This is a genomic window from Neorhizobium alkalisoli (assembly GCF_007829835.1).
Taxonomy (GTDB): domain Bacteria; phylum Pseudomonadota; class Alphaproteobacteria; order Rhizobiales; family Rhizobiaceae; genus Neorhizobium.
Map to the genome: position 1 here is coordinate 260436 of NZ_VIWP01000006.1, position 21403 is coordinate 281838.

Below are 21403 nucleotides of genomic sequence, written 5' to 3' on the forward strand. Positions count from 1 at the left end.
CATGGATACCGATTCCTCCGATCTTTTTGGCGCGCTGTTTGCGGCGCCTGCGGTGACGCGCGTCGTGCCGGTTCTCGTGCCGCTGCCGGTGCCGGTGCCGTATAGCTATGCCGTGCCTGAAGGCATGCATGTCGTGCCGGGTTCGATCGTGCAGGTGCCGGTCGGGCCGCGTCAGGTCATTGGTGTCGTCTGGGACGGCGAGAATGACGGCAAGCTCGATCCGAAGAAGCTGCGGCCGATCACGATTGCCTTCGATTGCCCGCCGCTTGCCAAGGAAATGCGCGATTTCGTCGACTGGGTTGCGGCCTATACGCTGTCGCCGCCGGGTCTGGTCGCGCGCATGGCAATCCGTGCGCCGGCGGCGCTGGAGCCCGAGCCGATGGTCGAGGGCCTGCGTTATCTCGGAGGCCAGCCGGAGCGTCTGACCCCGGCGCGTATCAAGGTTCTGGAGCTTGCCGGCGAGCAGGATGTGCCCTGGACGCGCAGCGGGCTGGCGCATGCCGCCAATGTATCGCTCAGCGTCATCGATGGACTGACGGCGCAGGGCATTTTCGACACGGTGTTTTTGGCGCCGCCGCCGGTCGTGGCAAAGCCGGATCCGGATTATGTCGAGCCGCGCCTTGAAGGGCCGCAGAAGGATGCTGCCGTCGAGATTGTCGGCTCGGTGAAGAATGGGGCTTTCGAGGCTTCGCTGATCGATGGCGTTACCGGTTCGGGCAAGACGGAAGTTTATTTCGAGGCGGTCGCAGAGGCGTTGCGGCAGGGGCGGCAGGTTCTGATCCTGCTTCCCGAGATTGCGCTCACACCTGCCTTCCTCGAGCGGTTCGAAAGCCGGTTTGGCGCCAAGCCCGCCGAATGGCATTCCGATCTTTCGCCGCGCATGCGGGAAAAGGTCTGGCGCGGCGTGGTAACGGGCGAGGTGAGGGTGGTTGCCGGTGCCCGGTCGGCGCTGTTCCTGCCCTTTGAAGAGCTCGGGCTGATCATCGTCGACGAAGAGCATGACCCTGCCTACAAGCAGGAGGACCGCGTCTTCTACAATGCCCGCGACATGGCGGTGGTGCGCTCGAGGATCGGTGATTTCCCCATCGTGCTCGTCTCGGCGACGCCTTCGGTCGAAAGCCAGGTCAACGGGCTCGCCGGGCGTTACAACATCGTCCACCTGCCGACCCGTTTCGGTGATGCGGCTTTGCCGGATCTGCATCTTGTCGATATGCGCCGTCACCCGCCAGAGCGTGGCGGGTTCCTGTCGCCGCTTCTTCTACGCGGCATGAAACGGGCGATCGAAAAGGGCGAGCAGGCGCTGCTTTTCCTCAATCGCCGCGGTTATGCGCCGCTGACGCTTTGCCGCGTCTGCGGTCACCGCTTCCAGTGCCCGCAATGTTCCAGCTGGCTGGTCGAACACCGGTTCAAGAGCCAGATCCAATGCCATCAATGCGGCTATCACCAGCCGACACCGGAAGCCTGCCCGGAATGTGGCACGCTCGACCATCTCGTTGCCTGCGGGCCGGGCGTGGAGCGCATTGCCGAAGAGGTGGAAAAGCATTTTCCCGAGGCGCGGACGATCGTCATGTCGTCGGACCTGCTTGGCGGCGTCAAACGCATGCGGCTGGAGCTGGAGGCGATTGCCAAGGGTGAGGTCGATATCGTCATCGGCACGCAGCTGGTGGCCAAGGGGCACAACTTTCCGCTGATGACGCTGGTCGGCATCGTCGATGCTGATCTCGGCCTGTCGAACGGTGATCCTAGAGCGGCGGAACGGACTTTTCAGCTGCTGAGCCAGGTCACCGGGCGTGCCGGGCGAACGGGCCTGAAGAGCCATGGCCTGATCCAGACCTTTCAGCCGCTTCATCCAGTCATGCAGGCTATCGTTTCTGGCGATTCCACTGCCTTTTACGAACGCGAGATCGCCGAGCGCGAAAAGGCGATCCTGCCGCCCTTCGGGCGGCTCGCCTCGCTGATCGTTTCTGCCGATACAAGGGCGGAGGCGGAGACGCATGCGCGTGGCCTGCGTGCGGCAGCGCCTCGGGTGACGGGGATCTCGGTTCTGGGGCCTGCCGAGGCGCCGCTGGCGCTCGTGCGCGGTCGCCATCGCTTCCGGCTGCTGGTGCATGGCCGGCGCAATTCCGACATGCAGGCCTTCTTGAGGGCCATGGTCTCGCAGGGGCCAAAACCGAAGAGTTCGGTGCAGATCCAGCTCGACGTCGATCCGCAAAGTTTCCTGTGACCGGCTCTTTGCGACTTGTTTACCGCTTCCGCTAAAATGGGCGAATCGAGATTATGAGGACGCGATGGAATTCTACTTTCCGACCGAACAGGGTGAACAGCTGGCTTTCATCTGCGCTGCAGTGACGGCCGTAATCGGCCTCTTCATTTTTCTCTTCCCCGGTCCCTGCCTGCGCCTGTCCGCATTCCAGATCGGAGAAGTCCGTCCGGAGGGTTACGGGTCGGTGCGTGCGGCGGGCGGACAGTATGTCGCACTTGGCCTGACACCGATCCTGCTTGCCCAGGACTGGTTCTACATGATGCTCGGCCTCGTGCTCGCCGGCTCTGCAATCGGGCGTCTGGCCTCTTTCGCGTTCGACCGGGGCTTAACCGTGAGAAATATCGCGATTTTCCTACTACAAGTTGCACTTTCCGGCGGCCCGCTCGCCTATGTCTTCGGCTATCTCTGAGCATTGCTCAGTGTGCAGTGCGGCGAAAAGCGGTTAAAAACCTTCGTCTTTTCGTATAAAATTCGCGCTCCGGCCGCGCTTAAGCGATGTTTTCCACGTACCGGCGTGTTGCGAGTCCCTACATCCTATGCTAGACGGACCCCGAACGTCGGAAAGGGTGGGGTGGGAGCCCTGCAGGTTCTGAGGAAAAATCACATAATTTCAAGGCCTTGCCGTTCCTTCCAATAAAAGGGGCGGCGCTTGGATGGCAATTCAGGGAAACTGTGCCCGTGGCTGACACGTCCCAGCTTATTTCCGGTGTCGCGGAGCGATATGCCTCCTCGCTTTTCGAGCTCGCACTCGAATCCGGCGCTATCGACAAGGTTGGCGCCGATCTTGACCGTTTTCAGGCCCTGCTCGACGAAAGCGAAGATCTGCGTCGTCTCGTCGCAAGCCCTGTATTTACCGCTGAAGAGCAGCTGAATGCCGTTTCGGCAGTCGCAGCCAAGGCCGGTATCGACGGTCTCGTCGCCAATTTCCTGAAGGTTGTCGCTGGCAATCGCCGCCTGTTCGCAGTGCCTGGCATGATCCGCGCCTACCGCCAGATTGCCGCCGACCATCGCGGCGAAATCACCGCCGAGGTTACCACGGCGCATGCTCTGACCAAAGAGCAGGAAACTGAATTGAAGTCGGCGCTGAAGGGCGTGACCGGCAAGGATGTCACGATCGCCGTGACGATTGATCCCGCAATTCTCGGCGGGCTGATCGTCAAGGTCGGTTCGCGGCAGATCGATACGTCCCTTCGCACCAAACTTTCCACCCTTAAGCTTGCATTGAAAGAGGTCGGCTGATGGATATCCGTGCAGCGGAAATTTCCGCAATTCTCAAGGACCAGATCAAGAATTTCGGCCAGGAAGCCGAAGTTTCGGAAGTCGGCCAGGTTCTTTCCGTCGGCGACGGTATCGCTCGCGTCTACGGCCTCGACAATGTCCAGGCTGGCGAAATGGTCGAGTTCCCGGGCGGGATCCGCGGCATGGCGCTGAACCTCGAAGCCGACAATGTCGGCGTCGTCATCTTCGGTTCGGACCGTGACATCAAGGAAGGCGACACCGTCAAGCGGACCGGCGCCATCGTTGACGTTCCGGTTGGTCCGGAACTGCTCGGCCGCGTCGTCGACGCGCTCGGCAACCCGATCGACGGCAAGGGCCCGATCAATACGACCCGCCGTTCGCGCGTCGACGTCAAGGCTCCGGGCATCATTCCGCGCAAGTCGGTTCATGAGCCGATGTCGACCGGCCTCAAGGCCATCGACGCCCTGATCCCGGTCGGCCGCGGCCAGCGCGAGCTGGTCATCGGTGACCGCCAGACCGGTAAGACCGCCATCATTCTCGATGCGTTCCTGAACCAGAAGTCGATCCACGACAATGGTCCGGAAGGCGACAAGCTGTTCTGCGTCTACGTCGCTGTCGGCCAGAAGCGTTCGACCGTTGCCCAGTTCGTCAAGGTTCTCGAAGAACGCGGCGCGCTGCAGTATTCGATCATCATTGCCGCTACGGCTTCCGACCCGGCTCCGATGCAGTATCTCGCACCGTTCGCCGGCTGCGCGATGGGCGAATATTTCCGCGACAACGGCCAGCACGCCCTGATCGCTTATGACGACCTCTCCAAGCAGGCCGTTTCCTACCGCCAGATGTCGCTCCTGCTGCGCCGCCCGCCGGGCCGCGAAGCTTATCCGGGCGACGTTTTCTATCTCCACTCGCGTCTCCTCGAGCGCGCTGCAAAGCTCTCCGACGAGCGTGGCGCCGGTTCGCTGACGGCTCTGCCGGTCATCGAAACCCAGGGTAACGACGTTTCGGCCTTCATCCCGACCAACGTGATCTCGATCACCGACGGCCAGATCTTCCTCGAAACCGACCTGTTCTACCAGGGCATCCGTCCGGCCGTTAACGTCGGTCTGTCGGTTTCCCGCGTTGGCTCGGCCGCGCAGATCAAGGCGATGAAGCAGGTTGCCGGCTCGATCAAGGGCGAACTTGCCCAGTATCGTGAAATGGCGGCCTTCGCACAGTTCGGCTCCGACCTCGACGCCTCGACGCAGCGCCTGCTGAACCGCGGTGCACGTCTGACGGAACTCCTGAAGCAGCCGCAGTTCTCGCCGCTGAAGACGGAAGAACAGGTTGCGGTGATCTTCGCCGGCGTCAACGGCTACCTCGACAAGATCGCGGTTGCCGACGTTGGCAAGTTCGAGCAGGGCCTGCTCTCCTACCTGCGTTCGGAAGGCAAGGCCGTGCTCGACACGATCCGCACCGAAAAGCAGGTTTCCGACGACACCAAGGCAAAGCTCAAGGCAGCGCTCGACGCGTTTGCCAAGTCTTTCGCCTGAGCCCGGATCTAGCCTTAAGGACCGATAACGGATGCCTTCACTTAAGGATCTGAAAAGCCGGATCGCCTCCGTCAAGGCGACGCAGAAGATTACCAAGGCGATGAAAATGGTCGCCGCGGCAAAGCTGCGCCGTGCGCAGGAGGCGGCCGAAGCGGCTCGCCCCTACGCGGAACGTATGGACAAGGTACTGGCCAGCCTTTCGGCGGCCAATGCCGGCAATGTCGATGCGCCGCTCCTGCTTTCGGGCACCGGCAAGGACCAGGTTCATCTCCTGGTCGTTGCGACCGGCGAACGCGGTTTGGCGGGGGGCTTCAACTCCTCGATCATCCGCCTCGCCCGCGATCATGCGCTGAAGCTCATCGCTCAGGGCAAGACGGTGAAGATCCTCACCGTCGGCCGCAAGGGCAATGACGTTCTGCGTCGTTCGTTCCGCGAGAACATCGTCGATTACGTGACCTTCCGCGAAATCAAGCAGCTCGGTTTTGCCCAGGCTGACGAAGTCGCCCACAAGGTGCTCGACCTGTTCAACGCCGGCGAATTCGATGTCGCGACGCTGTTCTTCGCACGTTTCCAGTCGGTGATTTCGCAGGTGGCGACCGCCCAGCAGATCATTCCGGCCAAGTTCGAGACCTCCGGCAATGCAGATGCATCCGCCGCGCTCTACGAATATGAGCCGAGCGAACAGGAAATTCTGGAAGACCTGCTGCCGAAGAACATCGCGGTGCAGATCTTCCGTGCACTGCTTGAAAACAACGCTTCCTTCTATGGCGCGCAGATGTCCGCAATGGACAACGCGACGCGCAATGCCGGTGACATGATCAACAAGCTGACGCTCTCCTACAACCGTCAGCGTCAGGCACAGATCACCAAGGAACTCATTGAAATCATTTCCGGCGCGGAAGCGCTCTGAGGTTAGGAAAGAGGGTAAGAATCATGGCTACCGCAACGGGCTCGTCCCTCGGCAAAGTGACCCAGGTTATCGGCGCTGTCGTCGACGTCGCATTCGAAGGCGAACTGCCGGCGATCTTGAACGCGCTTGAAACCGAAAACAACGGCAACCGCCTCGTTCTCGAAGTCGCGCAGCACCTCGGCGAAAACCGGGTTCGTACCATCGCCATGGACTCGACCGAAGGTCTCGTTCGCGGCCAGAAGGTTGTGGATACCGGTTCTCCGATCATGGTTCCGGTCGGTCCGGAAACGCTCGGCCGTATCATGAACGTCATCGGCGAGCCGGTTGACGAAGCAGGCCCGGTCGTCACCGCGACCAAGCGCGCCATTCACCAGGACGCTCCGGCCTATGTCGAGCAGTCCACGGAAGGCCAGATCCTCGTCACCGGCATCAAGGTCGTCGACCTGCTCGCGCCTTACGCAAAGGGCGGCAAGATCGGCCTGTTCGGCGGCGCCGGCGTCGGCAAGACCGTTCTGATCATGGAACTGATCAACAACATCGCCAAGGCGCACGGCGGTTACTCCGTTTTCGCCGGCGTCGGTGAGCGTACCCGCGAAGGCAACGACCTCTATCACGAAATGATCGAGTCGGGCGTCAACAAGCATGGCGGTGGCGAAGGTTCCAAGGCTGCGCTGGTTTACGGCCAGATGAACGAACCGCCGGGCGCCCGCGCTCGTATCGCTCTGACCGGTCTGACGATCGCTGAAGACTTCCGCGACAAGGGCCAGGACGTTCTGTTCTTCGTCGACAACATCTTCCGCTTCACCCAGGCTGGTTCGGAAGTGTCGGCTCTGCTCGGCCGTATCCCGTCGGCGGTTGGTTATCAGCCGACGCTCGCTACCGACATGGGCCAGATGCAGGAACGCATCACCACCACGACCAAGGGTTCGATCACCTCGGTTCAGGCCATTTACGTTCCCGCCGACGACTTGACCGACCCGGCACCGGCAACCTCGTTCGCCCACCTGGACGCAACGACGGTTCTGTCGCGCTCGATCGCTGAAAAGGGTATCTACCCGGCCGTCGACCCGCTCGACTCCACCTCGCGCATGCTTGACCCGCAGGTCATCGGCGAAGAGCACTATCAGGTTGCTCGTAAAGTTCAGACGACGCTGCAGCGCTACAAGGCCCTGCAGGACATCATCGCCATCCTCGGCATGGACGAACTGTCCGAAGAGGACAAGATGACCGTTGCCCGCGCCCGCAAGATCGAGCGCTTCCTGTCGCAGCCGTTCTTCGTCGCCGAAGTCTTCACCGGTTCGCCGGGCAAGCTGGTTGCTCTCGAAGACACGATCAAGGGCTTCAAGGGCCTGGTCAACGGCGAATACGACCACCTGCCGGAAGCTGCCTTCTACATGGTCGGTTCGATCGAAGAAGCGATGGAAAAGGCCAAGAAGCTGGCTGAAGCCGCTTAATTCGGCAATCCGTACCTATGGCGCGCGGGAGAAAGATCCGGCGCGCCAATTCCGCATAATAAACGCAAGCCCGCGTAAGATACCCAAGGAAGTGGACCGTCATGGCCGAAGCTTTCACCTTTGAACTGGTTTCGCCCGAGCGCCTGCTCGTTTCGGAAAAGGTTTCCGAAGTGGTGATCCCGGCGACGCTCGGCGAGATGACGGTTCTGGTCAATCACGCGCCGACGATGACGACGATCAAGCCGGGCGTGGTTTCCGTGAAGCTCGCTTCCGGCCAGGTCAACAAATACGTCGTTTTCGGCGGCTTTGCCGACATCCTGCCGACGAGCTGCACGCTGCTGGCCGAATCGGCTGTTCCGGCGACCGAACTGACCACCGATACGCTGCAGAAGCGCATCGAGCATGTGCAGAACCAGATCAACAACGCCCAGAACGACGAGCACAAGACCAAGCTCGAACAGTTCCTTTCGGAACTGACGCATCTGCACGGTGCCGGTTTCCCCGGCTGAGCCGAGCGAAATGGAATGACATGAAGGCGGCCGAGAGGCCGCCTTTTTGTTTTGGGATCCGTTCAAGCCCCGGTGAGCAAATGCTGGTGGAGACGGGCAGCACCCGGCGGTACCGCGCGGTAACGCGGCATGCCGAGATAATAACCGAAACCGGTCTCGATCCGGTCGGTCCCGAGCTCGACGAGGCTGCCATTGGCAAGCTGTTCCGAAATCAGGCCGATACTGCCGAGCGCGACCCCTTCTCCCCGCAAGGCGGCGTCGATCGCCAGCGAGTATGTTGAGAAGGAGCGGCGGGGATTTGGCCGCGTCTTCGGCGGCCGGGTGGCGCGGCTGAACCATTGGCGGAACGAGATCCAGTGGGCGTTAAAGCGCTCATAGTCGATCAGGTCGAGGCCGGCGATGTCGTCGGCGTTCAGCTTCGCGGCTTCGATGCCGTGGCGGGCGAGATAGTCGGGGGAGGCGACGGGGACCAACACTTCCTTCATCAGCGGCGTCAGGTTCCAGCGCGGGTGTTCACCGGTCGCATAAAGGATGACTAGGTCGTTTGCTTCCGATGCGAGTTCGGAAGGAGAATCGGTCGTCAGCAGACGCACGGAGACGGACGGGCTGCCATTGTCGAAATCCTTCAGGCGCTTGCCGAGCCAGAGATGCGAAACCGAACCGCTGGCGGCGATCGAGATGATCTCGCCGCCTCCACCGCGAAAGGGTTCGAGGCTTTCCTCGAGATATTCGAGCGTGGCGCGGACCCGCTGAGCCAGCCGCTCGCCGTCCGGCGTCAGGGCGAGGTTGCGGCCGCGGCGGGTGAAAAGTTTTGCGCCGAGCTGATCTTCCAGCCCCTGGATGCGGCGGCTTACGGCGGCCTGAGTGATGTTCAGCTCCCGGCCGGCGCGGGAAAAATTCATGAAGCGGCAGGCGGCGTCGAAAACGCGAAAAGCTTCGAGCGGGATTTTTTCGAGCATTTAACCCTCAATGACTTGAGATCATCAAATAGCCCGAAAAACGGACGGATTTGAAGAGCTGAAATTGTGATGCAGATTACGCGCCATCTTTGATCCATGCTCGGGTGCGTCGCGTGCAATTCTCCACTTCTTCCATTCCAGATATCCGTTTCGGCAGCGGCCTGTTCCGCCAGATCGCCTCCGCCGCCAAGAGCTTTGAAGGCGCGCAGGCCGCGCTGATCGTCATGGACGGTTTTCTGGCGGCTTCCGGTCTCGCCAAGAGCCTTGCCGGCGAGCTTGCCGAAGCGGGCATCGAGCCGCGGCTCTATTCGGAATTTTCCGGCGAGCCGAAACTGAAGCATCTGCAGGCTGCCAGTGAGCTCGCCAAGGGCGCGGATATCGTCATCGGCATTGGTGGCGGTTCGGCGCTCGATATCGCCAAGGTCGCAGCTTGCTGCGCGGCCTCCGGCGAAGATCCGATGTTTTATGCGCTGGCAGCCAATCCGCTGCCCAAAAATCCGCTAAAGAAGATCATGGTGCCCACGACCGCCGGTACCGGCTCGGAAACCTCGGCCACCAATATCTTTGCAGGTCCGGAAGGCAAGAAGCTGTGGATCTGGGGCGCGGAGACCAAGGCGGATCTCGTTATTCTCGACCCGGAACTGACGATCTCGCTGCCGCCGCACATGACCGCCTGGTGCGGCATGGACGCCTTCATTCACGCTTTCGAGGCCTGCACCAACCGTAATGCCCATGCCGGGGCAAAGCTCTATGCACATGAGGCAATGCGGTTGGTGGCGGGTTCGCTCGAGGCTGCCGTCAAGGCACCGGGCAATCTCGAAGCGCGCGGCAAGGTTTTGCTCGGTTCCTGTTATGCCGGCATCGCCATCGACAATTGCGGCACGGCCGTTGCCCACAATATCAGTCACGCGCTTGCGGGCCTTGCACCGGTTCATCACGGGCTTGCCACCGCGCTCGGCTTCGAGGCGGCCCTGCCCTGGCTGGTGGCGGCCGATACGGCTGATCTCAACGCTGCCGCCCATGCGATCGGCCTTGCCGATGCGGAGGCGCTGCCGGCCTTCGTGTCCGACCTGATGGATCGCTGCGGTGTCGAGCGGGCGCTGCCCAAGGCCTTCGATGGGTTTGTGGCGGAAGATCTGGCGAGCGAGATGCGCGCGCCGGAAAACCAGCCGATGCGCCGCTCGACGATCCGCGACATCGACGATGCCGATATCGATGCCTTTGCCGCAAAGATCATGTCTCTGTCCAAAACCCTTTGAGATCAGGACAATACCGATGACCAAGACCTATACCCGCGATTATTGGGAAAGCGCGCTCTCGGCGCTGACGCTCGAAGGCCGCAATTTCATCGGCGGCGATTATCGTTCTGCCGTTTCCGGCGAAACCTTTACACGCATCCGTCCGATGGATGGCAAGCCGGGCGGCACGCTGGCGCGCGGCACGGTCGCCGATATCGATCTGGCTGTTGCTTCCGCACGCGCCGCCTTCGAAAGCGGTGTCTGGCGCAAAAAGGACCCGCTCGAAAAGAAAAAGATCATGCTGAAATGGGCGGAGCTGATCCGCGCCCATGGCGAGGAACTCGCCATGCTGGAAACGCTCGATGTCGGCAAGCCGGTTCTGGCTTCGCTGAATGTCGATGTGCGGCTCTGCGCCGACGGCATCCAGTTTTATGGCGAGATGATCGACAAGATGTATGACGAGATCGCGCCGACCGGGCCGAGTGCCCGTGCGCTCGTCAGAAAGGTGCCGCTCGGCGTCATCGGCGCGATCACGCCGTGGAACTATCCGATGATCATCGATGCCTGGAAGCTAGGTCCTTCGATCGCCGCCGGCAATTCCGTGGTGCTGAAGCCGGCCGAACAGTCGTCGCTTTCGGCGATCCGGCTGGCGTCGTTGGCCGTCGAAGCTGGCCTTCCGGCCGGCGTCTTCAACGTCGTCACCGGTTACGGCGAGGAGGCGGGCAAGCCGCTGGCGCTGCATATGGATGTCGACATGATCGCCTTTACCGGCTCGACCGAGGTCGGCAAGCTGATCATGGGGTATGCGGCGCAGTCCAACGTCAAGCGCGTGGCTCTGGAACTCGGCGGCAAGTCGCCGCTCGTCGTGTTCGAGGATGCGGATCTCGATGCCGCCGCGTCTGCTGCCGCCTGGGGCTGCTTCTACAATTCCGGTGAGACCTGCCATGCCTCGACGCGGCTTCTGGTGCAGCGCTCGGTTCAGGACAAGCTGATCGAAAAGATCAAGGCTGTGACCGCAAGCGATATCGCGCTCGCCCATCCTTTCGAACCGTCGGCACAGATCGGCGCGCTGATCGAAGAAGCGCATATGACGAAGGTTCTCGGCATGATCGCTGCCGGCGAAAAAGAAGGCGCGAGACGTGCCTTCGGCGCCGAACAGGTTCTGTCCGAGACCGGCGGTTATTACATCTCGCCGGGCGTCTTCGTCGATATGACCAACGACATGAGCCTCGCGCGGCAGGAAATCTTTGGGCCGGTTCTGGCCGCCATTCCCTTCGATACCGAAGAAGAGGCGCTGAAGCTCGCCAATGACACGATCTATGGTCTGGCCGGGGCCGTGTTCACGAAGGACATGGACCGGGCTCATCGCTTTTCGGAAGAGATCCATGCCGGCACGGTGTGGATCAATATCTATGACATGTCGAATTTCGCGACACCGTTCGGTGGTTTCAAGCAGTCCGGCTTCGGCCGCGACCGCTCGGTGCATGCGATCGACAAATATTGCGATTACAAGACGATCTGGCAGCAGTTCGGGTAGTCACATCCGCGATGGGGTTAGATCCTCGGGACAAGCCCGAGGATGACGTGTGTAGCAGCATCGCGTCTGAAAGAGACGCCACGCACTGCTGCAACGTCGCGTCTAGCCTCGTGGAAGGTCTCGACTTTCGTCATCCTCGGGCTTGTCCCGAGGATCTAACCACCGACAATCTGATGTGCCTTGGGTTGTGAGCCGGGAAGAGGAATAAAGCAGCATGAGCAAGATCACATCCATCGAAATTTCCCATCACCGCTTGGCCCTCGATCCCGCCTTTAAGGCGAGCTGGGACGGCCGGCCGCGCAAACATTTCGATGCGACGATTGTTCGTGTGAAAGATGATGAGGGCCGCGAAGGCATCGGTTCGGGCGATCTGATGAAGGGGTTCGAAGGCCATGAGGACCTGTTCATCGGCCACGATCCGCGGCATCTGGAGCGGCATTACGAAGTTCTCTCGCATATCAATTTCCACTACGGCCGCTGCTGGCCGATGGATCTGGCGCTCTGGGATCTGGCCGGCAAGGTGACCGGCGAGCCGGTCTGGCGCATGCTGGGCGGCCGGGCCGACAAGGTCAGGCTCTATGCCTCTTCCGGCGTGCTGCGCGATCCGGGCGCCATGGCGGAACAGGCGGAGCGGTACATCGCCGAAGGGTTTCCGGCGATGAAGGTGCGCTTTTCGTCGTCGGCCGGCGGCCGGTCGGGATGGCGCGATGACGTCAAGGCGCTGGAAGCGATCCGTGCCCGTGTTGGCACGAAGCTGGAGCTGATGGTCGACTGTAACCAGGGCTGGCGCATGCCCTGGGACACGACGCTGCCCTGGACTTTTAAAGACGCGCTGACGGTGGCCAACGAGCTGGAAAAGCTCGACATCTACTGGATGGAAGAACCGCTGTTCCGCTCCGACCGAAAGGGCATGAAGGCGCTGAGGGAAGCGACCTCGGTCAGGATCGCCGGTGGCGAGATGACCCGCGAACTTTACGAATTCCGCGACATCATCGAGGAACGCGCCTTCGACGTGATCCAGCCGGATGTGGCGTTGGTCGGCGGCATTACCGGCTGCCGGCGGCTGGCCTATCAGGCGCGCGAGGCGGGCGTGACCTTCACCCCGCACAGCTGGACGAATGGGATCGGCGTGCTTGCCAATGCGCATCTGACGGCCGGTGCGGGCGACGCGCCCTTCCTCGAATATCCTTACGACAATCCGGAATGGAGCGAGGCGCGCCGCGATTATCCGATGGTCTCGCCGCTCAAGCATTCCGATGGCTGGCTGGAACTCGGTGAAGCGCCGGGTCTCGGCGTCGTGCTGGATGAGGAAAGACTGAAGGCGACGCGGATCGCTTGATCTAGCGCATCCGGTTTCGCTCCCGATTTCGCCATGCTGTCGTGATGCCGAACTGTTATGGTTCGGCAATTTCACGGAGTGGTTCTGATGAAGGTAGGTATTGTCGGCGCCGGCATGGTGGGCAGTTCCGCGGGATTTGCGCTTGCGATTGCCGGTTATGCCAGCGAGATCGTTTTCGTCGAGAAGAACGAAGCTCTGGCCGTTGCCCAGGCCGAGGATATTTCGCATGCGGTGCCGTTCATGTCGGCAACCCGGGTGCGGGCGGGCGGCTACAGGGATCTCAAGGATGCCGGTATCATCGTGCTTTCGGCCGGTGTCAGCCAGCGTCCGGGCGAGACGCGGATCGAGCTTCTCGAGCGCAATGCGGTGGTGATCCGCAGCATTCTCGGCGAAATACTGGCTGTCGTGCCGGATCCTATCCTGCTAGTCGCCTCCAATCCGGTCGATGTCATCACCCATATCGCCGTCAGCATGAGCGGCCTGCCACCCCAGAGGATCATTGGTTCGGGCACGATCCTCGATACGGCGCGGTTCCGCAGCCTGCTTGCCCGGCATATGGAAATATCGCCGCAATCCATCCCGGCCTTCGTCATCGGCGAACATGGCGACAGCGAAGTGCTGGTCTGGTCGGGCGCAGTGGCCGGCTCGGCCGATCTTCTCTCCTTTGCGGCGCAGCTGGGCAGGCCGGTGACCGAAGACATTCGCCAGGCGATCGACCACGACGTGCGCAATGCGGCCTACCGGATCATCGAAGGGAAGGGCGCCACCTATTACGGTATCGGTGCCGGCATAGCCCGGATCGTCAAAGCCATTACGCGGGACGAGGGGGCGCTTCTTTCGGTCTCGACCCTGACCGGGCATGTGGCGGGTATCGACAATGTCACCCTGTCGCTGCCGCGCGTTATCGGTGCACGCGGCATCACGGCCGATCTTCTGCCTGATCTGGCCGGGAGCGAACTCGAGGCGTTGCAGCGCAGCGCCCGCTTATTGAAGGATCTGTCCAACTCGCTCGGGCTCTGATCGCCTGGCCTTCAGCTGCCGGCGTCAGGCCTTGTCGCTCCGGCGTTCGGCGGTAATCTCGTAGCGCAGGCCGTCCGGCTCATAGGCGAGCCTGGCGGTTCCACCGAAATCATGCGGCACGACACGCTCGACCAGCATGGAGCCGAAACCCTTGCGCTCCGGCGGGACGACGGGCGGACCGCCGTTTTCCTTCCAGACGAAGCGGAATTCCCTATTGCCGGCGTCGTTTCGCAGATCCCAATCGATATGAACCCGGCCTGTCGCCTCCTTCAGCGCGCCATATTTGATCGAATTGGTCGCCAGTTCGTTGATGGCGAGCGAAAGCGAGAGCGCTTCCTTTTCCGAGATCGCAAGCGTGGGGCCGGCAATGATGAACTGGTCCTGGCTGGTCATATGCGGAGAAAGCGCCGCATCGATCACATCCCCGATCATCGCGTGGATCTGCCCGGTTCCGGTCAGAATGTCATGCGCGGTCGCCAGGGCCCCAAGGCGCTGCATCAGCGCGTCTCTGACCTGCTCGACGGATTGGGCGCGGCGCAGGGTCTGGCTTACGATGGAATTGACCAGGGCCAGCGTATTCTTGATGCGGTGCTGCAGTTCCGAATTCAGAACGCGGGATCTCTGCTCCGTCTCCACCTTCGGCGTCGTCTCCACCACCGTGTCGAGCATGCCGGCAATGTGGCCCTCGTCGTCTCGAAGCGGGCTGTAGCAGAAGGTGAAGAAGGCCTTTTCCGGCTTGCCGAAGCGGGTGACTTCCAGAGGGAAATCCTCGATGAAAGTGGCCTCGCCACGGTAGGCGCTCTGGGCGATCGGTTCGATCTCGTGCCAGGCCTCGCTCCATATGTCCGGGAATCTACGTCCCATGGCTTCGGGCTTGTTGCCGAGGATTGGCTTGAAAGCGTCGTTATAGATCGTCGTATATTGCGGTCCCCAGACGACAGCGGCGGGAAAGCGGGAGTTGAGGATGGTTGAAATGGCTGTTCTCAGCGAAACGGGCCAGTGTTCGATCGGTCCCAGCGGCGTGGTCGACCAATCGATATTGCGGATGATCTTCCCGGCTTCGCCGCCGCCTTGGAGAAAATAAAAGGGATCGAAATCCGCCACTGAATTTCCTGTCTGTGGAATTTGCTGTAGCCCTTATAACTTGGGCCGTGCGGCGTGTTTGCAAGATGGCCTATTCGCATTGCGTTGTTTTCTGATTTGCCTTTCTTCTCCGGAGGATGCCGTTGATCGACAAGCTGGAATTCTTCATCGCGCTGGCCCGAGAAGGCCATTTCGGCCGTGCTGCGGAAGAATCCGGCATTTCCCAGCCGTCACTGTCGGCGGCGATCCGGCAGCTTGAGGAACAGCTGGGCGTGCAGCTCGTCGTGCGCGGCTCGCGTTATCTGGGCCTGACGCCGGAAGGACAGCGGGTGCTGGAATGGGCAAAGCGTATCGTTGGCGATGCGCGCACGATGCGCGAAGAGATGCGGGCGGCGCGTAAGGGGCTTGCCGGCCATATCCGTATTGCGGCGGTGCCGACCGCGCTCGCCATGGTGCCGCTTCTGACAGAACCTTTTCAGGCGCGGCATCCGGATGTGACCTTTTCCGTCGTTTCCCGCAATTCGCTGCAGATCCTGACGCAGCTCGACAATTTCGAGATCGATGCCGGCATTACCTATCTCGACAACGAACCGCTTGGCCGGGTGACCAGCGTGCCGCTTTATGCGGAGAGCTATAATCTGGTCACCGCAATCGGTGCCCCTTTTGCTGATCGCGAAAAGGTGACCTGGAAGGACATGGCCAATCTGCGGCTGTGTCTGCTGACCCCCGACATGCAGAACCGCCGGATTATCAACCAGCATCTGACTGAAGCCGGCGTCGAAATCAGGCCGATGCTGGAATCCAATTCCATGGTCGTGCTTCTGGCGCATGTGGGAACCGGGCGCTGGGCCAGCATCATGCCGCGTAACGTTGCGCATTCATTCGGTTTTTCCGATCAGATCCGGGCGATCCCGATCGTCGAACCTGAGGCGAGCCATGTCGTGGGGCTGGTCGCGACCCATCGCGAACCCTTCACGCCGCTCGTTTCGGCGCTGCTACACGAGGCAAGGTTGCTGCGGGACAAGGGTATCGCTTGATAGTTTTGTTCTATCGCGTAACGGAAAGGGCGTATTGACGCTCATCCAGTTCATGCGAAGCTTCAAACATTCGCCGGCGAAGGAGGTCGCTGACGGATGAAAATGGCCAATGGCGGTGAGGCGCCTTCTCTACCCGAGAAAAGTTGGCCGGGAGGAGACAGCATGAATATCCGCGTTTCCGCCGGCGATGTCGCCGAGCGGTCGATCGGCATTATCCGCAGCCTGAAGCATCTGGAAGGGCCGATGCTGCCCATCCTGCACGCGATCCAGGCCGAGTTCGGTTATGTGCCGGAAGATGTGAAGCCGATCATTGCCAGCGAGCTCAACCTGTCGCGCGCCGAAGTGCATGGCGTCGTGACCTTTTACCACGAATTCCGCGATCATCCGGCCGGGCGGCACGTGCTGAAACTCTGCGGCTCCGAAGCCTGTCAGTCGATGGGTGGCGACCGGGTTGCCGACCGCGTGCGAGAGATACTCGGTATCGATTTCCACCAGACGACGCTGGATGGCGCGGTGACGCTGGAGCCGGTCTATTGTCTCGGCCTCTGTGCCTGTGCGCCGGCCGCCATGCTCGATGACGAGGTGTTTGGTCGTGTCGATGAGCTCTGTATTTCCGAAATTGCTGCGGAGGTCCGTCGATGACGATCAGGATCTTCGTACCGCGTGATGCGGCCGCTCTTGCGCTTGGCGCCGAGAAGGTGGCGCAGGCGATTGCCCGTGAAATCGAAACGCGCGGGCTCGACGCAAAAATCATCCGCAACGGTTCGCGTGGCATGGTCTGGCTGGAGCCACTGGTCGAGGTCGAGACGGATCGCGGGCGGATCGCCTATGGTCCGGTCAAATCGGGCGATGTCGCCGGCCTGTTCGACGGCGGGCTGGCAACTGGCGGGGATCACCCGCTCTGTCTTGGGCCGACGGAGGAGATTGCCTTCCTCAGTCGGCAGACACGGCTGACCTTTGCGCGCTGCGGCATTATCGATCCGCTGTCGGTGGAGGATTATCGTGCCCATGGCGGGCTTGTGGGGCTTGAAAAGGCGGTCGCCATGGCGCCAGCCGAGATCGTCGCGCAGGTCACCGAAAGCGGGTTGCGCGGCCGCGGCGGCGCGGGCTTTCCGACCGGCATCAAGTGGAAGACGGTCATGGAGGCGGCCGGGCCTCAAAAGTATATCGTCTGCAATGCCGACGAGGGTGACAGCGCCACATTCGCCGACCGGATGATCATGGAAGGTGATCCCTTCGTGCTGATCGAGGGCATGGCGATTGCCGGTGTCGCGACGGGTGCGACCAAGGGTTATGTCTATATCCGCTCGGAATATCCGCATGCGATCGCGACGATGACTGAAGCCGTGAAGATCGCCACCAAGACAGGCATGATCGGCGCGTCGGTGATGGGTTCCGCGTATCGGTTCGACATGGAAATCCGCTCCGGCGCCGGCGCCTATGTCTGCGGCGAGGAGACCTCGCTTCTGAATTCGCTGGAAGGCAAGCGCGGCATCGTGCGTGCCAAGCCGCCTCTGCCGGCGCTGCAAGGTTTTCTGGGCCGGCCGACGGTGGTCAACAATGTCATCTCGCTTGCCTCGGTGCCGGTCATCATGGATCGAGGGGCTGCGTTCTACAAGGATTTCGGCATGGGTCGCTCGCGCGGCACCATCCCGATCCAGATCGCCGGCAATGTAAAACATGGCGGCCTGTTCGAGACGGCGTTCGGCCTGACGCTCGGTGAGATCGTCGACCAGATCGGCGGCGGCACGGCAACGGGCAGGCCGGTCAAGGCGGTGCAGGTGGGCGGGCCGCTCGGCGCCTATTTTCCGCGGGCGTTGTTCGATACGCCTTTCGATTACGAGGCCTTCGCAGCGAAGGACGGGCTGATCGGCCATGCCGGCATCACCGTTTTCGACGATAGCGCCGACATGCTGAAACAGGCACGTTTCGCCATGGAATTCTGTGCCATCGAAAGCTGCGGCAAGTGCACACCTTGCCGCATCGGCTCAACCCGCGGCGTCGAGACGGCCGACAAGATTGCGCGGGGTATCGAGCCGGAAAAGAACCGGGCGCTGCTGGCTGATCTCTGCAACACGATGAAATTCGGGTCGCTCTGTGCATTGGGTGGGTTCACACCATACCCCGTGATGAGTGCGATGACGCATTTCCCGGAGGATTTTTCGCCGGCACCGATGGTGGAGGCTGCGGAATGATGAGTCTGCATCGTGCATTGCCCCTCACCCTAGCCCTCTCCCCGCATGCGGGGAGAGGGGACGTGGCCCGCTTGGGGCGGGGAGGGAGCAGCATATGTCCTTCTCCCCGTTGGGACGGGGAGAAGGTGCCCGGCAGGGCGGATGAGGGGCGAAAGCCATCCTCGAAGATCAAATCTACTGAAGGAGCGATCCATGTCCCTCGTTCATGAAATCGACTACGGCACCCCCGCATCCCGGTCCGAAAAACAGGTGACGCTCACCATCGACGGTCGCGCCATCACCGTTCCCGAAGGCACGTCGATCATGCGGGCCTCGATGGAGGCTGGCATTCAGGTGCCAAAGCTCTGCGCCACGGACATGGTGGATGCCTTCGGTTCCTGCCGGCTCTGTCTCGTGGAGATCGAGGGCCGCAACGGTACGCCGGCCTCATGTACAACGCCGGTTGCGCCGAACATGGTTGTGCATACCCAGACCGGTCGGCTGAAGGACATTCGCAAGGGGGTTATGGAGCTTTATATCTCCGACCACCCGCTCGACTGTCTCACCTGCGCCGCCAATGGGGACTGCGAATTGCAGGATATGGCAGGTGCGGTCGGTCTTCGCGATGTGCGTTACGGTTATGAGGGCGACAATCACGTCAGGGCGCGCAACAGTGGTGAGATCAACGCCAAATGGATGCCGAAGGACGAGAGCAATCCTTATTTCACCTATGATCCTTCGAAGTGCATCGTTTGCTCCCGCTGCGTGCGGGCCTGTGAGGAAGTGCAGGGCACGTTTGCGCTGACAATCGAAGGGCGTGGTTTCGGGTCTCGCGTTTCCCCCGGTGCGCACGAACATTTTCTCGATTCCGAATGCGTCTCCTGCGGCGCCTGCGTTCAGGCCTGCCCGACGGCGACGCTGACCGAAAAATCAGTGATCGCGATCGGCCAGCCGGAACATTCGGCCGTGACGACCTGCGCCTATTGCGGTGTCGGCTGCTCGTTCAAGGCGGAGATGCGCGGCGAGGAACTGGTGCGCATGGTGCCTTGGAAGGACGGCCAGGCAAACCGCGGCCATTCCTGCGTCAAGGGCCGGTTTGCCTATGGTTATGCCAGCCACAAGGACCGCATCCTCAACCCGATGATACGTGAAAAGATTTCCGATCCATGGCGCGAGGTGACATGGGAGGAGGCCTTCGCCCATGTCGCTTCGGAATTCCGGCGCATCCAGTACCAGTATGGGCGGGAATCGATCGGTGGCATCACCTCGTCGCGCTGCACCAATGAAGAGACGTTTCTGGTGCAGAAACTGATCCGCTCCGGCTTCGGCAACAACAATGTCGATACCTGCGCCCGCGTCTGTCATTCGCCGACCGGCTACGGGCTCGGTCAGGCCTTTGGCACGTCCGCCGGCACGCAGAATTTTGACAGTGTCGAGCATACCGATGTGGTCATCGTCATCGGTGCCAATCCGACGGATGGCCATCCCGTCTTCGGGTCGCGGCTGAAGAAGCGGCTGCGCAAGGGCGCAAAGCTGATCGTCATCGATCCGCGCCGCACCGATCTCGTGAAATCGCCGCATATCGAGGCGGCCTATCACCTGCCGCTGCTGCCCGGCACCAATGTGGCGATGATGACGGCGCTGGCGCATGTCATCGTCACGGAAGGCCTGTTCGACGAAAAGTTCATTCGCGAACGCTGCGACTGGTCGGAATTCGAGGACTGGGCGGCTTTCGTTTCGGAGGAGGCGCATAGCCCGGAAGCGGTGGAGAAGTTTACCGGCGTGCCGGCGGATCTGGTGCGCGGTGCCGCCCGGCTGTTTGCGACCGGCGGCAATGGCGCGATCTATTACGGGCTTGGCGTGACCGAACACAGCCAGGGTTCGACGACCGTGATGGCGATTGCCAATCTCGCCATGGTCACCGGCAATATCGGTCGGCCCGGCGTCGGCGTGAACCCGCTGCGCGGCCAGAACAATGTCCAGGGTTCCTGCGACATGGGGTCCTTCCCGCACGAACTGCCGGGTTATCGCCACGTCTCCGACGATGCGACCCGCGATACGTTCGAAAAACTCTGGGGCGTGACGCTCAGCAACGAACCGGGCCTGCGCATTCCCAACATGCTGGATGCGGCGGTCGAAGGCACGTTCCGCGGCATTTATATCCAGGGCGAGGACATTTTGCAGTCCGACCCGGATACCAAGCATGTCTCGGCTGGTCTTGCCGCCATGGAATGTGTCGTGGTCCACGACCTCTTCCTCAACGAGACGGCCAATTACGCGCATGTCTTCCTGCCCGGTTCGACCTTCCTTGAGAAGGACGGGACCTTCACCAATGCCGAGCGCCGCATCAACCGTGTCCGCAAGGTGATGAGCCCGAAGAACGGTTATGCCGACTGGGAAGTGACCCAGAAGCTGGCCCAAGGCATGGGGCTTTCCTGGAACTATACGCATCCGTCGCAGATCATGGACGAGATTGCCGCGACGACGCCGAGTTTCGCGCTCGTCTCCTATGATTATCTCGAAAAGATGGGCTCGGTTCAGTGGCCTTGCAACGAGGCGCATCCGGAAGGGTCGCCGATCATGCATGTGGACGGCTTTGTCCGCGGCAAAGGAAAATTCATCCGCACCGAATATGTGGCGACGGACGAACGCACCGGCCCGCGTTTCCCGCTGCTGCTGACGACCGGCCGCATCCTTTCCCAGTACAATGTCGGCGCGCAGACGCGGCGCACCGAGAATGTCGCCTGGCATGCGGAGGACCGGCTCGAAATCCATCCGCACGATGCCGAACAGCGCGGCATCAGGGATGGGGACTGGATCAAGCTTGCCAGCCGTTCGGGGGATACGACGCTGCGGTCGCTGATCACCGATCGTGTGGCGCCGGGCGTCGTCTATACGACCTTCCACCACCCGGACACTCAGGCGAATGTGATCACCACGGACTTTTCCGACTGGGCGACGAATTGTCCCGAGTATAAAGTTACCGCAGTTCAGGTTTCGCCGTCGAATGGCCCGACCGGTTGGCAGCAGGATTACGACGAGCTATCGCGTCGCTCCCGCCGCATTGCCGGCAAGCTGGAGGCTGCGGAATGATAAAGATATTGCGGACCGA

At 61.4% G+C, this 21403-nt stretch carries 17 protein-coding genes; 15 read left to right on the top strand and 2 right to left on the bottom strand.

Annotation, left to right across the window (positions count from 1 at the left end; translation table 11 throughout):
* Position 1 precedes the first annotated feature (1 nt).
* The 7 genes from FHW37_RS22900 to FHW37_RS22930 all read left to right on the top strand — a co-directional run bounded on the left by FHW37_RS22900 (position 2) and on the right by FHW37_RS22930 (position 7904).
* Positions 2 to 2224 (top strand): primosomal protein N', encoded by a 2223-nt coding sequence (locus FHW37_RS22900; protein WP_145640576.1) that lies wholly within the window; start codon positions 2 to 4, stop codon positions 2222 to 2224.
* A 64-nt stretch (positions 2225 to 2288) separates the two neighbouring features.
* Positions 2289 to 2672 (top strand): DUF4345 domain-containing protein, encoded by a 384-nt coding sequence (locus tag FHW37_RS22905; RefSeq protein ID WP_145640577.1) that lies wholly within the window; start codon positions 2289 to 2291, stop codon positions 2670 to 2672.
* Between the two features lie 263 nt (positions 2673 to 2935).
* Entirely contained in the window at positions 2936 to 3502 is a 567-nt protein-coding gene (locus FHW37_RS22910) for a F0F1 ATP synthase subunit delta (RefSeq protein ID WP_145640579.1), read from the top strand.
* Positions 3502 to 5031: a F0F1 ATP synthase subunit alpha gene (atpA, locus tag FHW37_RS22915; RefSeq protein WP_145640580.1), complete on the top strand. Its 1530-nt coding sequence runs from the start codon at positions 3502 to 3504 to the stop codon at positions 5029 to 5031. The genes FHW37_RS22910 and atpA overlap by 1 nt, the downstream gene beginning before the upstream one ends.
* Positions 5032 to 5062: 31 nt before the next feature.
* Positions 5063 to 5941, top strand: a complete 879-nt coding sequence (locus FHW37_RS22920) for a F0F1 ATP synthase subunit gamma (protein WP_145640582.1) — start codon at positions 5063 to 5065, stop codon at positions 5939 to 5941.
* A 23-nt stretch (positions 5942 to 5964) separates the two neighbouring features.
* Complete coding sequence (gene atpD, locus FHW37_RS22925; RefSeq protein ID WP_145640583.1) at positions 5965 to 7395, top strand: F0F1 ATP synthase subunit beta; 1431 nt, start codon at positions 5965 to 5967, stop codon at positions 7393 to 7395.
* A 101-nt stretch (positions 7396 to 7496) separates the two neighbouring features.
* On the top strand, positions 7497 to 7904 hold the full coding sequence (locus FHW37_RS22930) for a F0F1 ATP synthase subunit epsilon (RefSeq protein WP_145640585.1): 408 nt from the start codon (positions 7497 to 7499) through the stop codon (positions 7902 to 7904).
* Between the two features lie 62 nt (positions 7905 to 7966).
* On the opposite strand, the gene FHW37_RS22935 is transcribed toward FHW37_RS22930, so the two are convergent.
* The gene (locus FHW37_RS22935) at positions 7967 to 8863 is read right to left on the bottom strand and encodes a LysR substrate-binding domain-containing protein (RefSeq protein ID WP_145640587.1); all 897 of its coding nucleotides are present in this window, start codon (positions 8861 to 8863) and stop codon (positions 7967 to 7969) included.
* A 113-nt stretch (positions 8864 to 8976) separates the two neighbouring features.
* Here FHW37_RS22935 and FHW37_RS22940 point away from each other — a divergent pair, with 113 nt between their 5' ends.
* The 4 genes from FHW37_RS22940 (at position 8977) to FHW37_RS22955 (ending at position 13997) form a co-directional block, all read left to right on the top strand.
* Positions 8977 to 10122 carry an iron-containing alcohol dehydrogenase gene (locus tag FHW37_RS22940; RefSeq protein WP_145640588.1) on the top strand — a complete coding sequence of 382 codons (1146 nt, stop codon included), beginning with the start codon at positions 8977 to 8979 and terminating at the stop codon, positions 10120 to 10122.
* A gap of 16 nt (positions 10123 to 10138) precedes the next feature.
* On the top strand, positions 10139 to 11638 hold the full coding sequence (locus FHW37_RS22945) for an aldehyde dehydrogenase (RefSeq protein ID WP_145640590.1): 1500 nt from the start codon (positions 10139 to 10141) through the stop codon (positions 11636 to 11638).
* Between the two features lie 214 nt (positions 11639 to 11852).
* Positions 11853 to 12977, top strand: a complete 1125-nt coding sequence (locus FHW37_RS22950; protein ID WP_145640591.1) for a mandelate racemase/muconate lactonizing enzyme family protein — start codon at positions 11853 to 11855, stop codon at positions 12975 to 12977.
* Positions 12978 to 13064: 87 nt separating this feature from the next.
* Positions 13065 to 13997 (top strand): L-lactate dehydrogenase, encoded by a 933-nt coding sequence (locus FHW37_RS22955; protein ID WP_145640593.1) that lies wholly within the window; start codon positions 13065 to 13067, stop codon positions 13995 to 13997.
* A gap of 24 nt (positions 13998 to 14021) precedes the next feature.
* On the opposite strand, the gene FHW37_RS22960 is transcribed toward FHW37_RS22955, so the two are convergent.
* Positions 14022 to 15101: a sensor histidine kinase gene (locus tag FHW37_RS22960; protein WP_145640594.1), complete on the bottom strand. Its 1080-nt coding sequence runs from the start codon at positions 15099 to 15101 to the stop codon at positions 14022 to 14024.
* 122 nt (positions 15102 to 15223) lie between these two features.
* Here FHW37_RS22960 and FHW37_RS22965 point away from each other — a divergent pair, with 122 nt between their 5' ends.
* The 4 genes from FHW37_RS22965 (at position 15224) to fdhF (ending at position 21384) form a co-directional block, all read left to right on the top strand.
* On the top strand, positions 15224 to 16117 hold the full coding sequence (locus FHW37_RS22965) for a LysR family transcriptional regulator (RefSeq protein WP_145640596.1): 894 nt from the start codon (positions 15224 to 15226) through the stop codon (positions 16115 to 16117).
* Positions 16118 to 16279: 162 nt separating this feature from the next.
* Positions 16280 to 16759 carry a formate dehydrogenase subunit gamma gene (locus FHW37_RS22970; RefSeq protein WP_145640597.1) on the top strand — a complete coding sequence of 160 codons (480 nt, stop codon included), beginning with the start codon at positions 16280 to 16282 and terminating at the stop codon, positions 16757 to 16759.
* Positions 16756 to 18312 (top strand): formate dehydrogenase beta subunit, encoded by a 1557-nt coding sequence (locus FHW37_RS22975; RefSeq protein WP_145640598.1) that lies wholly within the window; start codon positions 16756 to 16758, stop codon positions 18310 to 18312. Before FHW37_RS22970 ends, FHW37_RS22975 begins: the two co-directional genes overlap by 4 nt.
* A gap of 192 nt (positions 18313 to 18504) precedes the next feature.
* Positions 18505 to 21384 carry a formate dehydrogenase subunit alpha gene (gene fdhF, locus FHW37_RS22980; RefSeq protein WP_145640600.1) on the top strand — a complete coding sequence of 960 codons (2880 nt, stop codon included), beginning with the start codon at positions 18505 to 18507 and terminating at the stop codon, positions 21382 to 21384.
* Positions 21385 to 21403 lie beyond the last annotated feature (19 nt).